This window comes from Citrobacter sp. Cpo074 (genome assembly GCF_030332745.1).
Lineage (GTDB): Bacteria > Pseudomonadota > Gammaproteobacteria > Enterobacterales > Enterobacteriaceae > Citrobacter > Citrobacter portucalensis.
Map to the genome: position 1 here is coordinate 1,362,357 of NZ_JAOWHG010000027.1, position 16,173 is coordinate 1,378,529.

General features: G+C 54.4%; 12 protein-coding genes. 5 read left to right on the plus strand and 7 right to left on the minus strand.

Going from position 1 to position 16,173, the window contains the following annotated elements; all coding sequences use genetic code 11:
* The first annotated feature begins 263 nt into the window (after positions 1–263).
* Positions 264–4,679 (plus strand): autotransporter outer membrane beta-barrel domain-containing protein, encoded by a 4,416-nt coding sequence (locus OGX83_RS11240; RefSeq protein ID WP_286588036.1) that lies wholly within the window; start codon positions 264–266, stop codon positions 4,677–4,679.
* Positions 4,680–4,717: 38 nt separating this feature from the next.
* On the opposite strand, the gene entH is transcribed toward OGX83_RS11240, so the two are convergent.
* The 5 genes from entH to entC are packed head-to-tail and all read right to left on the minus strand — an operon-like array spanning position 4,718 to position 9,577.
* Positions 4,718–5,131: a proofreading thioesterase EntH gene (gene entH / locus OGX83_RS11245; RefSeq protein WP_286574469.1), complete on the minus strand. Its 414-nt coding sequence runs from the start codon at positions 5,129–5,131 to the stop codon at positions 4,718–4,720.
* Positions 5,132–5,133: 2 nt separating this feature from the next.
* Entirely contained in the window at positions 5,134–5,889 is a 756-nt protein-coding gene (entA, locus tag OGX83_RS11250; RefSeq protein WP_137377145.1) for a 2,3-dihydro-2,3-dihydroxybenzoate dehydrogenase EntA, read from the minus strand.
* A complete protein-coding gene (locus OGX83_RS11255) occupies positions 5,889–6,746 on the minus strand; it encodes an isochorismatase (protein ID WP_003831197.1) in 858 nt (285 codons plus the stop codon). Before OGX83_RS11255 ends, entA begins: the two co-directional genes overlap by 1 nt.
* A 13-nt stretch (positions 6,747–6,759) precedes the next feature.
* Positions 6,760–8,370, minus strand: a complete 1,611-nt coding sequence (gene entE, locus OGX83_RS11260; protein ID WP_286588038.1) for a (2,3-dihydroxybenzoyl)adenylate synthase EntE — start codon at positions 8,368–8,370, stop codon at positions 6,760–6,762.
* A gap of 31 nt (positions 8,371–8,401) precedes the next feature.
* A complete protein-coding gene (entC, locus tag OGX83_RS11265) occupies positions 8,402–9,577 on the minus strand; it encodes an isochorismate synthase EntC (protein WP_048235908.1) in 1,176 nt (391 codons plus the stop codon).
* A 187-nt stretch (positions 9,578–9,764) separates the two neighbouring features.
* Here entC and fepB point away from each other — a divergent pair, with 187 nt between their 5' ends.
* Entirely contained in the window at positions 9,765–10,721 is a 957-nt protein-coding gene (gene fepB, locus OGX83_RS11270; RefSeq protein WP_079934792.1) for a Fe2+-enterobactin ABC transporter substrate-binding protein, read from the plus strand.
* Positions 10,722–10,782: 61 nt separating this feature from the next.
* On the opposite strand, the gene entS is transcribed toward fepB, so the two are convergent.
* Complete coding sequence (gene entS, locus OGX83_RS11275; protein ID WP_111465939.1) at positions 10,783–12,018, minus strand: enterobactin transporter EntS; 1,236 nt, start codon at positions 12,016–12,018, stop codon at positions 10,783–10,785.
* 109 nt (positions 12,019–12,127) lie between these two features.
* Here entS and fepD point away from each other — a divergent pair, with 109 nt between their 5' ends.
* The 3 genes from fepD to fepC are packed head-to-tail and all read left to right on the plus strand — an operon-like array spanning position 12,128 to position 14,918.
* The gene (gene fepD, locus OGX83_RS11280; RefSeq protein WP_032942654.1) at positions 12,128–13,135 is read left to right on the plus strand and encodes a Fe(3+)-siderophore ABC transporter permease; all 1,008 of its coding nucleotides are present in this window, start codon (positions 12,128–12,130) and stop codon (positions 13,133–13,135) included.
* Entirely contained in the window at positions 13,132–14,124 is a 993-nt protein-coding gene (fepG, locus tag OGX83_RS11285) for an iron-enterobactin ABC transporter permease (RefSeq protein WP_008784056.1), read from the plus strand. The genes fepD and fepG overlap by 4 nt, the downstream gene beginning before the upstream one ends.
* Complete coding sequence (fepC, locus tag OGX83_RS11290; protein ID WP_286588040.1) at positions 14,121–14,918, plus strand: iron-enterobactin ABC transporter ATP-binding protein; 798 nt, start codon at positions 14,121–14,123, stop codon at positions 14,916–14,918. Before fepG ends, fepC begins: the two co-directional genes overlap by 4 nt.
* Before the next feature lie 46 nt (positions 14,919–14,964).
* Here the strand turns inward: fepC and wzz(fepE) are convergent, their stop codons facing one another.
* A complete protein-coding gene (gene wzz(fepE) / locus OGX83_RS11295; protein ID WP_286588043.1) occupies positions 14,965–16,098 on the minus strand; it encodes an LPS O-antigen length regulator Wzz(fepE) in 1,134 nt (377 codons plus the stop codon).
* Positions 16,099–16,173 lie beyond the last annotated feature (75 nt).

Genomic DNA, 16,173 nt, shown 5'->3' on the forward strand with positions numbered 1-16,173 from the left:
TTAATATTTTTATTATTAATAAGGATATTAATTAACAATATTAACCTGAATTTCTCAGCTTAACAGTTATTGCTCTTAGAGATTCAGACCATCCTGATTTTGTATGCAGTAAGTGCTTTATTTCACCTTAATCACCAATTTCAAAACAAAGAATATACCTGCAGCACCAGTTTTAATGACAAAATACCCCACATAAAAAAAATTAATTCAGCAGAATTTTTCAGCGCCAGGTTGTTCAGGATGGCCGTATAAGGATATAAATTATGAATAAATGCTATCGCATCGTCTGGAATATCGCGAGAAATATGTTTGTGGTGACGTCAGAACTCTCGCAGGGCGATCAACGGGTTCGCGCAACCGTCGCATGCCTGGTGTTATCGGCAGTTGGATTAATGGCAAATTGCGTTCATGCCAGCGACTACGGCCCGCTTAGCGGTGAAACCATCAACTTAAATGATGGCGATACCGTGACATCTGTCGATGGAACCACGGGTATCGAAAGTCTGTCCTCAGGGGGGCAAGGCGTACAGATTAATGGTAAAACCACCATTAACGTTACCGGTGATAGTGGTTCTATTGGGGTAAAACTTGATAACAGCGCCAATAATAATTTAGGTACCGGTACACAGATTAACGTTACAGACACAGGAACGGCGAAAGCAGCATCAACCACAGGTCTTTATATTAACAACACCAGTCCAGGCACAAATATAGACGCCGAGAATATATCAATTAACACCATCAGTAAAAAAGATGCTTACGGAATTAACGTTCATACAGAAAACACCACGCTGAACTTCGGCAACAAGAGTAAAATTATCACCGAATCCCAAAATGGTAATGCGACGGGTGTCTATTTCTATGACGACAATAATACGTTAACCATGAACGCTGGATTAATCCAGGTTAACACCGATGCAACCGGTAAGGCTGTAGGTATCGACACATACTGGGCAAATGGTACCACGCTCAATTTTGGGGATGACAGCCGCATAGAATTAACCAGCGGCACAGCCGGCGGCAGCGCGCTCTATCTTGGAAAAAACACCCAGGTTAACGCGAACGGGCTGAACATTGATTTCACCGTATCAGAGACAGGAACAGGCACCACGATTTATGGTATCCAGGAGGGGCAATACAGCCAAATTAATCTGGGCAAGAACAGCGCAATTACGCTCTCAACGCCTGGAGGTACGGCATATGGACTTGTTTCTGGTTCACAAAGTTATTTTACGGCAGATAACCTTGATATCACCCTTTCCACAACCTCTAACGAGCTCGCAAACGGTACAGGCGCGGACATCAGCGGCAACGTGGATTTTGGCAATGATTCCACCATCACCGTGCACGGTTTCTCCGAAGGATACGGGATGATTGTTGAGGATTATTCGGCAACCAGTAAAGATGATGCCATCGGAACAGTAAAGGCCAACCACCTCACCATTGACGTCACCGGCCAGAAGACGGAAGGGCTTCGAATAGAAGGCGGCGTGGTTGATTTAGGGTCAGACAGCGCCATTAGCGCAAACGGGACTGCATCAACAATTTACCTGACCGGCCGAGGATACAGTGAATTCAATGCCAGAAATCTGACCGTCACGACCGCGCAGTCCACCGCTCTTACACTAATGAGCAGCATGCATGCCGCCGTCTCCAACATTGGTGAAGGCAGCAGCATTGATGGAAGAAATTCCACAGGCCACACGACCAACGGTATTGTGGCCAACACCCCTTACAGCGCACCGACAACCATAAATTTCAACGGTTCCGCAGAGCAGCGAAACACTATCTACGCGGTTAACGGCTATGGCGCATCAGCCCAATACAGTGGCGCGACGATCAATATATCCAATACGGATATCATCATGAGCGGTAAAAATCCTTACGGTCTTTGGGCCATCGGCGATGGGGATTTTACCCATGCAGGCATCATCAATGGTGAGAATCTGACCATTGATATGACCGGCGCTAACGGCAGTGGTTACGGCGTGGTGGTGCAAGAAGGCGGTATCGTGAATCTGACGGGCGATACCACCATCATCGCCGACGGCGGCGTTGCCATCTGGAACCCGAAAGTTTCCTCGGGCGGGAATGTTCTACCTGGCGGGACGGTAAGTGGCTCAGGAAAAATGACCATAACCGGCGACATCGTTAACAGCGGCTGGGGATATATCAACCTCAATATGGACGCGGGTTCTTATTTCGCCGGAGCAACCTCGGTTAATGAAAGCTTCAACGCTCAGGGGATTGATTCAATCCTCAATCTTAACCTTGCCGAGCAGAGCCAGTGGCGGGTTACCGATGATTCCACGCTCACGACGCTGACCAACGCAGGAACCCTTGAGCTGGCGGCAGACCACACAGCCGGAACTTACAGCACCGTGCATGCTGACGAGGTCACGCTGAAAGAAAGCAGTATTCTCAGCGTCGATTTAAGCGCCGCGGCGCTGGCCAGTCAGTCTGCTAACCCGCTAATTACCGGCGGACAGGTTAATCCTGGCGGCGATCTACACATCAGCAATTCGGGTAATGCGCTGGATCTCAACGCGCTGACCTCAGACAATCAACTGGCAGACATCGACACGGTTACGCTAATTGATGCCAACTCCGCAATCGTGAGCGATTTCGCTTCGATCTCAACCGATCCGGATACCCTGCCCGACTATATCGCGATTTCTGGTCAGGTTAATGCCCTTGATAATACCCAATATGAATTGGGCGTGGGGCTCAGTTGGTACGCCGGAGACTCCGCCGCGGTCTCTACGCCTGCACACGGTACGTTCACCCTGAACGCGGGCCAGACATTTACCGTCAATGGGTTGCTGGCAGATACCTCACCCAACGCCACCACGGGATGGGACGGTAAAAGTCTGACCAAAAAAGGAGACGGCACGCTCACCCTTACCGCAAAGAATACCTGGAGCGGAATCACAGACATTCAGCAGGGAACGCTGTGGTTGACTAGTTCTGGCGCTATTGGCTCTGAAGGGAGCAAGCAGAGCATCGATGTTGAAGCTGGAGCCACTCTCGGCGGTAACGGGGTAATCAACGGTGCTGTGAACAACGTCGGCCTGCTAAGCTTTGGTGATCGTACAACGCCAGATAGCCAGTTTATCGTTAATGGTAACGTAACCAATCAAGGTGTAATCCGCAGCAGTAGTCCGACTCCCGGGAATGCGTTAATCATCAACGGCGACTACACGGGCAACGGCGGTCAGCTCTCACTTAACGCCAGTTTAGGCGATGATAATTCACCAACCGACCAGCTCATTGTCTCGGGTAATGTTAACGGCAGCACCACGCTCTACATCAATAATGTGGATGGCGTGGGTGCATATACCGATCAAGGTATCGAGATTGTCGACGTCGGAGGGATATCATCGGATGACGCATTTTCTCTTGGCAATCAGATTCAAATCGGGCTGTATGAGTATCGTCTGTATGAAGATAACGAAAGCTGGTATTTGCGTTCCAAAGCAGAAACGCCTGATGACCCGGATGATGACGTCACTCCGATCGATCCTGACGATGGCGGCAGCGACGTGACGCCAGTTGATCCTGATGACGGCGGCAGCGACGTGACACCTGTCGACCCTGACGACGGCGGCAGCGACGTGACGCCAGTTGATCCTGACGATGGCGGCAGCGACGTGACACCGGTTGATCCTGATGACGGCGGCAGCGACGTCACACCGGTTGATCCTGACGACAGCGGCAGCGACGTAACCCCATCGAATCCACAATATCGCGCCGACATCGGCGCCTATTTGGGCAACCAATGGCTGGCGCGTAACCTGCAGATGCAAACGCTGTTCGATCGTGAAGGGAGCCAGTACCGCTCGGCCGAAGGAAGCGTCTGGGCGCGAATTAAAGGCGGAAAAACGGACACATCAGCTGTCAACGGCAATATCGACATGGACAGCGATTACACCCAGTTTCAGCTTGGCAGCGATATTGCTATCTGGCGCGATGAACAACAAAGCATCACGTTTGGCCTGATGGCCAGTTACCTTGACGGCAGTACCGACAGCACCGGAAATCGTGGCGCGGATGGCAGTCAGTTTACAGCCACAGGCGATATCGACGGTTACAATCTTGGCGCGTATGCCACCTGGTTCTCTGATGCCCGGCAACATCGCGGCTGGTATGTTGATACGTGGTATCAGTATGGCTTCTACAATAACAGCGTCGAGAATGGCAATGCCGGTTCAACGCATTACGACTCCCTGGCTCACGCGATTTCGCTGGAAAGCGGTTACCGCTACAACATTAACTTGAGCAGCGCTAACACAGTAAGCCTGACGCCACAGGCGCAGGTTATCTGGCAACGCTACGAGGCAGATAGCGTTGAGACAAATGGTACACGCATAGACGGGCAAAATGGCGATAGCTGGACCACACGTCTTGGTCTGCGAATTGATAGCCAGCTTTCATTCGTCGATGCAACCGTCCGGCCATTCGCAGAGATTAACTGGCTACACTCCACCGACGATCTGGCCGTATCATTTGATAACGCAACGGTAAAACAGGATCTTCCTGCCGATCGCAGCGAGCTAAAAGTGGGAATTCAGGCGAATCTCAATAGCCAGTGGAACGTCAGCGTCCAGGCGGCGGGTCAGAAAGGTAATAACGACTACCGCGATCTCAACGGGAGTTTTAATCTGCGCTATAGCTGGTAACTGGTGTCACGAAGCGCGTCTAAACGACGCGCTTATCTTCACCCCATCACCGCAGTGCCTAAACGGCAGGTGCAGCAGCGTCGTCCCTGCTCATCAAAGATGACGATTTCCCAGCTTTGATTTTGACGCCCAAGGTGCAGCGGCTGGCAAACGCCGCGCACTTTCCCTTGCGATACCGCCCGATGATGCGTGGCGTTGAGTTCCGTCCCCACCACGCACTGCCCGTCGCGGGTCATCAGATAACCCGCCATTGAACCCAGCGTTTCCGCCAGGGCCGCGGATGCGCCGCCGTGCAGCAGGCCAAATGGCTGATGCGTACGGCTATCCACTGGCATTTCGGCTTCCAGCACATCATCACACAGCCGGGTATAGACTATGCCTAAATGCGCCACCATCGTGTTCTGACTGGTGGCATTGAGTTCATCCAGCGTTAAATGACGCTTCCAGATCATCGTCATGCCCCCAGCGTGGAACCGCCGTCCACCACGATATCCTGTAACGTAATGTGGCTGGCCAGATCGGAAGCGAGGAATAAAATAGTGTTGGTGATCTCTTGCGGCCGGGCGATTTTCCCCAGCGGAATCCCGAGTTTAAACTGCTCGCCAAATCCACGAATGCGCTGTTGCTCCGCGTCATCGCTAACCCACAGCGTGCGCTGCATATCGGTGTCGGTCGAGCCTGGCGACACCACATTACAGCGCACACCGCTGCCCGCCAGTTCAAGTCCGACGGTCAGCGCCAGACTTTTCAACGCGGCTTTTGACGCGCCGTAAGCACTCATGCCGATACGCGGCGTGTGCGCCGCATCCGACGCGACGGTCACGATCGCCCCGCCCTGCTGGCGACGAAACTGCGCCATCGTCTGCTGAAACAGATTGAACGCCCCACCAACGTTAACCGCAAACGTCTGCTGCCACTCCTCTGCGCTCAGCGCATCGGTGGCCCCCATACGCAAAATACCTGCGGCATTGACCAACACATCTAAACGCTCGCGCGCTTTGAGGACGCGCTGGCACACTTCAGCTACCTGTCCGGCATTCGCCACATCCAGCACTTCGGTCGCAAACGGGTAGTTATCCTGAGGAAATTCGCGATCGAATCCTGTCACCTCAGCGCCAGCATTCGCAAATGCCAACGCCGTGGTGTAGCCAATCCCTTTACCCGCGCCGGTTACCCAGACGGTTTTCCCGGCAAAATCAAATCCAGCCATTACTTCACCTCACGGGAGAGCAGTGCCCACCATGCGTCAATGGTCGGTTTTTTCGCCAGCATCACGAAATCAATGTCACCATGAACCTTACGCCAGCGCGCCGCCAGCGCCATCATGCGCACGGAATCCAGCCCGTAGTCGATCAGGTTTTCATCATCCATCGGCTCTTCAGACTCATCCAGCAACGGCAGAATAACGCTGCGCAACGCATCTTTACTGGTCGGGACCGGTGTCGGCAATAATTCCTGGGTCATTACCACACGCCCGGAACGTCCCGCCACGTATTTCAGCGACATCAGGTGTTCGTCACGGCTAAAGTCCGCCAGCGCATCGGCAACCATAAACGGCTTGATATCACGCATGAAGGCGTCCGTTGCGGTGGTCATACAGCCGATATGCGCATACACCCCGGTAATGATCAGTTGATTACGCCCGGTTTCCTTGAGCATCTGTTCCAGCGGGGAACGATGAAATGCGCTATAACGCCATTTCACCAGAATGGTATCCGCTTCATCCGGCGCCAGCGCCTCAACGATCTTTTGTTGTTCCGGGGAACGCGTCAGGCCCGGTCCCCACATATCATTGAGCAGAGCGCGGTCTTCATCACTCTGTTCTTTCGGCTGAGCGGTGTAATACACCGGAATGTTATGCTCTTTGCAGTACTGGCGCAGCGCGGCGATGTTCGCGACGACCTGCTCCATCATCGGGCAGTTATCGCCCCAAAAGCCGATAAAATAATCCTGCATGTCGTGGATCAGCAGCGCGGCGCGTTCAGGGTCAAATGCCCAGTCGACTTTGTTCACCGGAACATCGAGCGCCGTTGGTAGCGCATAAGCCTGCAGTTTAGGAATTGCCATTTCTATTTCTCCTTCAGGCCAGTGAACGTGATGCCAGCCACTGACGTAATTGTTTTTTATCTACCTTCCCCACTGGAGTCAGCGGTAATGACTCAACGCACTCAACACGATCGGGTAATTTGAATTCCGCTATGCCCTGTTCGCGTAGAAAACGGCGCACCTGCACCGCGCGCAGCGGCTCTTTCACCACCAGCCAGGCACAGCTTTTCTCACCCATCAGTTCGTCTTCCATACTGACCAGCGCGGCATGGATCACCATTGGATGGCGCAGCAGCAGGTTTTCAATCTCTTCAGCGGCGATCTTCTCCCCGCCGCGATTGATCTGATCCTTTTCACGCCCCTGAACGGTGATGTAACCATCCGGATCGATAGCGATCAGATCGCCGGAACAGTAAAAGCCGTTGGCGTCAAAGGCGCTGGCATTATGCTCAGGACTTTTGAAATAACCGCGGAAGGTGTACGGACCACGCGTCATCAGGCGTCCGGTCTCTCCCTGGGCTAAAGGGTTGCCGTCAGCGTCTGCTACCCAAACTTCATCATCGGGACACATCGGGCGACCCTGGGTATTGATGATGCGCTCAGGACTGTCGTCCAGACGGGTATAGTTCACCAGCCCTTCCGCCATGCCGAAGACCTGCTGCAACTGACAGCCAATCTCGGCTGGAATACGTGTCGCAAGCGCGGCGGAAAGTCTCGCGCCACCGACCTGAAGCAGTTTCAGCGAAGCCAGTTGCGCATTACTGCCCCACTCCACAATCGCCTGCAACCACAGGCTCACTGCAGGTGGCACCAGCGCCGTGACGTTAACCTGATGCTGTTCAATCAGCGGGAAACACAGAGTGGCACTCGGGTCAGCCGCCAGCACCACGGTGCCGCCAGCCAGGAATACGCCCAGCGCGCCTGGCGAACTCATGGCGTAGTTATGCGCCGCCGGGATTGCGCATAAATAACGCGTTTCCCCGGTGAAGCGGCAAATCTCATTGCTGCGACGCACGCTGTAGTAGTAATCGTTATGAGTGCGAGGAATCAGCTTTGGCGTCCCGGTCGTCCCGCCAGAAAGCTGGAAGTACGCCACCTCATCAGCAGGCGATGGCGTGGCGGAAAAATCTGTCGCAGGCTGGTTTATCGCCGTTTGCAGATTGTGTTCACCTTCATCGTTGCGCAGTAACACCACGCGCACTGAATTGTGTTCAGCCACAAAAGCGTTAAGAAAATCGTCGCCGCTAAACAGCGTATGCTGGCGATCGGCAATCAGCAGTGCCGGCTCAATCTGTTTGGCGTAGGCGTTGAGTTCGTTACGCTGATGGCTGAACAGCGCCAGCACTGGAGCTACGCCCAGCTTGAGCAGCGCAAAGAAGGTGATATACAGCTCAGCCACATTGCCCAGTTGTACCAGCGCGGTTTCGCCGGGTTTGATCCCCTGGCAACGCAAACTGCAGGCAAGATTGTCAGCGACCTGATTCAGCTGGCGATAGCTCAGATGGCATTCACCATCAATAATCGCCGTATGGTCGCTGTCGGCGTGACGGGTCAGAATGTCGGTCAGCGGCAAATCCTGCCAGTAACCTTTTTCACGATACCTGCGGGCAAACTCTTCCGGCCAGCGGGTGAAAGGAATACTCATTATTGCTCCTTAAAGCCAGTCCACAAGGCTCTTAATGCAGTCCAAAAACATTCAACATCGTGGAGAGCTTGGCCCCCGTTTCACGCCATTCCGCAACCGGGGAAGAGGCTGGAACAATTCCTGCCCCGGCAAAGAAACGTACCTGATTGCGCAGCAGCTTCGCGCAGCGGATCGTCACCACCCACTCACCGTTACCTTCGGCATCACACCAGCCGACAATACCGCCGAACAATTCGCGATCGAACGGCTCCAGCTCGGCGATAAGCTTGCGCGCAACCTGATGTGGGAAGCCGCTTAGCGCAGGCGTCGGATGCAGCAGGCACGCCAGCGTCAGGGCGTTTTCCTGCGGGTTGGCTTTACCTTCAAAAGGCGTGCCGAGGTGCCAGAGCGTCGGCGTGGTAACCAACTGCGGAGAAGAAGGCAGTTGCAGTTCACGGCTGCGATCGCGCAATACCGTTTTCATCGCCTGCGTCACCAGTTCGTGCTCATGGCGGTCCTTCTCAGACGCCAGCAGGCGGATCCCTGCTTCGCGATCCAGCACATCATCAGGCTGACGACGTGCAGAGCCAGCCAGCGGCAGAGAACTGAAACGATCGCCTTCTTTGCGCAGTAGCAGTTCCGGACTGGCACCAATCAATACGCCGCCGTCTTCAATCGGCACATGGAAGTTGTAGCTCGCTGGATTTTGCGCCACCAGACGCTCCAGCAGCGCACCGCTGTCAATGTTGGCATCGGCGGTGATATCGATCAGGCGTGACAACACCACTTTGTCGACTTCCGGAGTGGACGTCAGCGCAGCCGCCCGGGCGACCATATCTTCAAAAAAGTCCTGTTCCGGGATCGATTTACGTTCAACGACGTTCAGCGACTGATGCGCGGTAAAGTAACGTGATGATTGCTGCTTCGCCGTACGAGAGAAGCTCTGCCATGATTGGGGAATAAACAGCGATGATGGCTGGCGGGTATCAAAGGGAATCGCCCCGACCATGACAGGGTTCGCGATGCCCTGCGATTTGGCATCAGCAAACAGTGCGTTCATTTTCTGTTGGAAAGGGCTGTCTGGCGAATCGCCATCAATTGCCGGTTCCGCATAGCGGGCGAAGCATCCTGACGTCGTAAAACTACGGTACGGCGACATAAAGAAAAAACTGTCGGGAGCGAGCGTCGGCATAGTCTGCGTTTTTTCCTCGGCCAGTGACGTATCCATATCATCCTCCAAAAATGATAAAGGCTCTAATAATGATTATCATTTATATTTTCGGTCGCTAACCTAAAAGTAAAGCGGCGGTATGTCAACTCTTGTGGTAGCACAATGTGCGACTTTGGCTTGCATCCTTGCTCGCTAACAATGAAAATGAGAAGCATTACCCATACTGATAACAGGAAGCCAATTCGTGAGTCTCCCCTCTTTTTGCCGCACCGTGCTCTTACTGGCAGGTTTATCTCTTTCAGGAATTTCTTCAGGTCACGCCGCCGACTGGCCGCGTCAGGTTACTGACAGCCGCGGCACGCATACGCTTGAGCATAAGCCGCAGCGAATTGTGTCCACCAGCGTGACCCTCACCGGCTCGCTGCTGGCGATTGATGCCCCGGTCATTGCCAGCGGTGCCACTACGCCGAACAATCGCATCGGCGATGCGCAGGGCTTTTTACGTCAGTGGAGCGAAGTAGCAAAAGAACGCAAACTGAGCCGCCTGTATATCGGCGAACCGAGCGCCGAAGCCGTCGCAGCTCAAATGCCGGATCTGATTCTGGTAAGCGCTACTGGGGGAGATTCTGCCCTCGCGCTATACGATCAGCTGTCCACCATTGCGCCAACGCTCATCATTAATTACGACGATAAAAGCTGGCAGTCGCTGCTGACCCAGTTAGGTGAAATTACCGGTCAGGAGCAACAGGCAGCTGCGCGAATTGCCGAGTTTGATAAGCAACTTCAGGCGGTTAAGCAACATATTACCCTGCCACCACAGCCGGTCAGCGCGCTGGTATATACCGCCGCGGCGCACAGCGCCAACCTGTGGACGCCTGAGTCAGCGCAAGGCAAGCTGATGGAGCAGTTAGGGTTCACGCTGGCAACGCTGCCTGCCAACTTGCACACCAGCCAGAGTCAGGGCAAACGCCACGATATCATCCAGCTTGGCGGTGAGAACCTGGCGGCAGGCCTGAACGGCGAAGCGCTGTTCCTGTTTGCTGGCGACAGCAAAGATGCCGACGCTATTTACGCCAATCCGCTTCTGGCGCATCTGCCAGCCGTGCAGAATAAACGCGTTTACGCCCTGGGTACGGAAACCTTCCGTCTCGACTACTACAGCGCTACGCTGCTGCTGCAACGTCTGTCGGCTCTGTTTTAATGTTCAGCGCCGGATGCGGCTCACGCCTTATCCGGCCTACAAACCATAGAGCACAATGCGATCAGGCATTCACAGGGACCTGCCGGAATCGGCGCACTTCTCCCAACAACAGCAGCAGTAACAGACCGACAATCACCAGCCCAAATCCACTCACGCTTGCCGAAGCAACCGGCGTCATCATCGCGCCCAGACCACCTAACAACGCCGCGCCAATCGCATCGCCGGTGACGTTTTGCGCCGTCCACAAACCGTTAATTCGTCCGAGCATCGCTTCCGGCGTCTGCGTCTGTAACAGGGTGTACTGCAACAAAGAGCTGACCGCACTCAACCAGCCAAACAGCGCCAGACAAACCACACCAAGCTGCCAGACGGGCATCAAGCCAAACAGGCCGATAGCCAGAAATGAAGCCACGGTCGATGCCAGCATAATCAGTCCCGGGCGAACGCTGTGCGCCAGTTGTCCGCTGGTCAATGCGCCCACGGCTGCCCCCAGCGGAATAGCCGCATACAGCAGGCCAATTTGCGCACTCGACATGTGCCAGTTAATCGCCAATGCCGGATACAGCACACGCACGGCGCTCGCCATGGTTAACAGACCACCGAGCAGCGCAATGCCGCCAATCAGCGGGCTGGCAAGCAGAAAGCGAAATGCTGCCAGCAGCGATTTCAGCGGATGCTCGCGCGGCTGCGGCGGAGGCGGCAACGCAGGAAGGCTCAGCAACGGTAGTAAGGTAATGAAGGTTCCCGCCGCCGCCAGTCCGTAGTTCCAGGCCACGCCGCCAGTCGCGAGCAGCACCCCGCCAAGCATCGGTGAAATTACCGATCCCAGACGCACCGTCAGCATGGTAATCGCCCCGGCCTGCATCAAATTCTCGCGCCCAACCAGCGCTGGCGTCGCAGCCAGCAATGCGGTCACGCCCAGAGAGGCAAAGAAACCATCCCATAAGCCAAGCAGATAAATCGCCAGCAACGACGGTTCGGGCAGCAGCGCATTCAGACACAGGCCAATAAAGCCAATACCACAGGTTCCACGCGCCAGCAGGATCACTTTTTTACGCTCATAGCGGTCGGCCAGCACTCCGCCCACCATCAGGCCAATAAACATTGCGCTACCGGTCAACGTCACCGACAAACCCACCTGCCAGGTCGACTGGGTCATCATCTGGATCTGTACCGGAACCGCCACGCCGAGTAGCCCCAGAGAGACAATGGAAATAAAACGGGCGAGGAAGACAGCGCGAAATGCTGGGTGGGTCTTTAACAGGCTGAGATTGAGCAGCCAGGATTGTCGATTCATTACAGAGCCTTACCAGGTACTTTTTCAATATCCATTCGATGGCTGCACATGCTAACATATCCAAATAAGATCGATAACGATAATTACTATCATTATCAGGGAAGTTGATATGTCATGCTCTGTTTCCGCGACACGCGCCTTCGCCGTGCCCGGACTATTGTTATTACTTGTTCTCACCACGGTATTAAGTCTGGTTATTGGCGCCAAGTCGCTACCTGCCTCCGTGGTGCTGGATGCGCTCACCGGCAGTTGTCAAAGTGCTGATTGCACCATCGTGCTGGACGCGCGCCTGCCGCGCACGCTGGCGGGGCTGCTCGCCGGTGGTGCGCTGGGCCTGGCTGGCGCACTAATGCAAACGCTCACGCGTAACCCTCTCGCCGATCCCGGCATTCTGGGTGTCAACTCCGGCGCCAGCTTCGCTATTGTGCTGGGGGCCGCGCTGTTCGGCTTTTCCTCTGCGCAAGAACAGCTGCTGATGGCCTTTTGCGGTGCGCTGGCTGCATCGCTGATCGTAGCTTTTACCGGTAGTCAGGGCGGCGGGCAGTTAAGCCCGGTACGTCTGACCCTGGCGGGCGTCGCGCTGGGCGCGGTGCTGGAAGGATTATCCACCGGCATCGCCCTGCTCAACCCGGACGTTTACGATCAGCTGCGTTTCTGGCAAGCCGGCTCACTGGATATCCGCAGCCTGCAAACGCTGAAAGTTGTGCTGGTACCGGTACTGATTGCCGCGGCTGTCGCACTGTTTCTCAGTCGCGCTCTGAATAGCCTGAGTCTCGGCAGCGACACCGCTACCGCGCTTGGCAGTAAAGTCGCTCGCACGCAATTTATTGGCCTGCTGGTTATTACCGTACTGTGCGGCAGTGCGACCGCGATTGTTGGTCCTATCGCCTTTATCGGCCTGATGATGCCGCACATGGCGCGCTGGCTGGTGGGGGCGGATCACCGCTGGTCACTGCCCGTAACCCTACTGGCAACGCCTACTCTGTTACTGATTGCCGATATAATCGGTCGCCTGATTGTCCCCGGCGAGCTGCGCGTGTCGGTAGTCAGTGCGTTTATCGGTGCACCGGTGCTTATCTTTCTGGTACGCCGTAAATCGCGTGGGGGTGGCGCATGATGCACCTCTCCCGCCGCCTGATAATCAGCAGCCTGCTGCTGGTTGCAGGTTGTCTCGTCATTGGTTTGTGGAGCCTGCGTAGCGGCGTTGTTACGCTGGAAACCCAGCAAATTATTGCCGCCCTGCTCGGCGATGCGCCGCGCAGTATTACGCTGGTGGTGACCGAATGGCGTTTGCCACGCGTGCTCATGGCGCTATTAATTGGCGCGGCTCTCGGCGTGAGCGGCGCAATATTTCAGTCGCTGATGCGCAACCCGCTGGGCAGCCCGGATGTGATGGGTTTCAATACCGGAGCCTGGAGCGGTGTGCTGGTGGCAATGGTGCTGTTCGGACAGCATCTCACCGCTATCGCGCTGGCGGCCATGCTGGGTGGGATTCTGACTTCTCTGGTGGTCTGGGCGCTCGCCTGGCGCAATGGGATCGACACCTTCCGGCTGATTATTATCGGTATCGGCATTCGCGCCATGCTGGTGGCGTTCAACACCTGGCTACTGCTGAAAGCATCATTAGAAACCGCGCTGACGGCCGGGCTGTGGAACGCCGGATCGCTCAATGGCCTGACCTGGGCCAAAACCTGGCCTTCTGCCCCGCTGATTATCATCATGCTGGTGTGCGCCGCGCTGCTGGTACGCCGGATGCGCTTACTGGAAATGGGTGATGACAGCGCCTGTGCGCTTGGCGTCAGCGTTGAGCGCTCACGTCTGATGATGATGCTGGTTGCGGTGGTACTGACCGCTGCCGCCACCGCGCTGGCCGGTCCTATCTCGTTTATTGCTCTTGTCGCGCCGCATATCGCGCGACGTATAAGCGGTACATCGCGCTGGGGATTAACCCTGTCGGCGCTGTGCGGCGCGTTGCTGTTGCTGATGGCGGATTTATGCGCCCAACAGCTGTTTATGCCTTATCAGCTTCCGGTGGGCGTTGTCACCGTAAGCCTCGGCGGTATTTATCTTATCGTCTTGTTAATTCAGGAGTCCCGCAAAAAATGATCGAATCAGTAGCCCGTTTGCGTGGCGACCAGTTAACGTTGGGTTATGGCAAGTTTACCGTGGCTGAAAACCTCAATGTATCGATTCCCGACGGCCATTTCACCGCGATTATCGGGCCAAACGGCTGCGGGAAATCAACACTACTGCGCACGCTGAGTCGTCTGATGACGCCCGCGCACGGCAAGGTCTGGCTCGATGGCGAGCATATTCAGCACTATGCCAGCAAAGAAGTCGCCCGCAGAATAGGTTTGCTGGCGCAAAACGCCACCACGCAGGGAGATATTACGGTACAGGAGCTGGTTGCTCGCGGACGCTACCCACACCAGCCGCTGTTTACCCGCTGGCGGCAAGAGGATGAAATTGCGGTCTCAAACGCCATGCAGGCGACGGGTATCACCCACCTGGCATCACAAAGTGTGGATACCCTTTCCGGCGGACAACGTCAGCGTGCATGGATTGCGATGGTGCTGGCGCAGGAAACGTCGATTATGCTGCTCGATGAACCCACCACCTGGCTGGATATCAGTCATCAGATCGATCTGCTGGAACTGCTGAGTGAGCTAAACCGGGAAAAAGGTTACACGCTGGCCGCCGTTTTGCACGACCTGAATCAGGCCTGTCGCTATGCAACACACCTGATCGCGCTGCGTGACGGAAAAATTATTGCCGAGGGTGTACCGAAGGAGATCGTCACCGCGCAGCTTATTGAAAAAATCTATGGACTGCGCTGTATGATTATCGACGATCCGGTTGCCGGAACGCCGTTAGTGGTGCCACTTGGACGCAACAAATAACACGCGTTACAGTATGGCGGCCAGCTTGCCGCCATACGACAATTCATCACACCAGTTGCTGATCAATAAACGTCATTTTTTGCTTACGCGACATCATGGCATGGTTCAACAGAACACCACCACACGCCACCATTCCCCCCAGTAATGCGGCCAGAATAACGATCATTGATTTAGCCGGACCGTCTTTTTTCACCGGCAGCGAAGGTGAAAGTTGATATTTAAACGGCGTAAATGTTACGTCACCCACATTCATCGCTAACAGTTGCTCAACGTGGTACTGGCGATTACGTAATTCACCGTTAATTTCAGCAACATCCGTTACTGATTTTTCTATTTCTAATTTACGTTCGATGCCGTCAGCACCCAGTGAAATAGAGAAATCGGGGTCATCCTTCACCGCCTGGCCATTACTGTAGACCGGCTTTTTAATCCCGGCGGCATTGGCGATCTCCAGCGAGTAGCTCAGTCGCTGGATATTTGCTTCCAACTGGTTTTTGAGCCTGACGCGATCCATCTCCAGTCTTTCTTTTTCATAACTGGTTTTGATGGACAATTTATTGCGAATATCTTCCAGCGTTTCTTTCACCACAAGGGCAGAAATATACTGGATATATCCCTTCAGCACTGACTGGGCTTCTTCGGCCTGAGGTGCGGTAAAACTCAGTGTCCATGAGGTATACAGCGAAGTTTCGTTCTTCTTACCCAGGTTAGTATCAACCGCTTTCATTTTCTCACTGAGCCTGACAATTGCCTGATGCAACTCCATTTCGTCGATATCAGCACCTTTCAATTGATCCATTACGTAAGGCGAAGAGCGCAGATAGTCTTCTAACAATGACGGCGACTGGAATTTTTTGATAAACAGGTTAAACACATCACCACGGCTAACGCTAATATCCATATCCAGCACGCGCAATTTGGTCAGCGTATTCTCTAATCCCTGCCATTGAACCGCTTCCGCCGGCGTCACGATGGCCTGACTGGTCCATTTTTGTGGCAGCAGAAAAGAGACCAGAATACCCACACAAGCAAAGGCGAAAACGGTCGCTATAATTTTCGTTCTTGCACGCCATAAGATTTCGATTAGATTCACTAAATCGATTTCATTTGCGTTTGCCGTTGGCTGAGGATACCCAGTAAATTCCGAAACGTTATCTTGCTTTATATTTAATGATGACATGTTGCGTGACCTGAAAACTTTCCTAAAAGAAAAACATTCCTGTGGGAGAAGTCTACCAGCTAGTCAGAATTATCC

Bases quoted from the DNA above. Each gene is read 5' to 3' on its own strand.
- entE (WP_286588038.1), bottom strand. From the start codon at position 8,370: ATGAGTATTCCTTTCACCCGCTGGCCGGAAGAGTTTGCCCGCAGGTAT.
- entC (WP_048235908.1), bottom strand. From the start codon at position 9,577: ATGGATACGTCACTGGCCGAGGAAAAAACGCAGACTATGCCGACGCTC.
- fepC (WP_286588040.1), top strand. From the start codon at position 14,121: ATGATCGAATCAGTAGCCCGTTTGCGTGGCGACCAGTTAACGTTGGGT.
- fepG (WP_008784056.1), top strand. From the start codon at position 13,132: ATGATGCACCTCTCCCGCCGCCTGATAATCAGCAGCCTGCTGCTGGTT.
- entS (WP_111465939.1), bottom strand. From the start codon at position 12,018: ATGAATCGACAATCCTGGCTGCTCAATCTCAGCCTGTTAAAGACCCAC.
- entA (WP_137377145.1), bottom strand. From the start codon at position 5,889: ATGGCTGGATTTGATTTTGCCGGGAAAACCGTCTGGGTAACCGGCGCG.
- OGX83_RS11240 (WP_286588036.1), top strand. From the start codon at position 264: ATGAATAAATGCTATCGCATCGTCTGGAATATCGCGAGAAATATGTTT.
- OGX83_RS11255 (WP_003831197.1), bottom strand. From the start codon at position 6,746: ATGGCAATTCCTAAACTGCAGGCTTATGCGCTACCAACGGCGCTCGAT.
- entH (WP_286574469.1), bottom strand. From the start codon at position 5,131: ATGATCTGGAAGCGTCATTTAACGCTGGATGAACTCAATGCCACCAGT.
- fepD (WP_032942654.1), top strand. From the start codon at position 12,128: ATGTCATGCTCTGTTTCCGCGACACGCGCCTTCGCCGTGCCCGGACTA.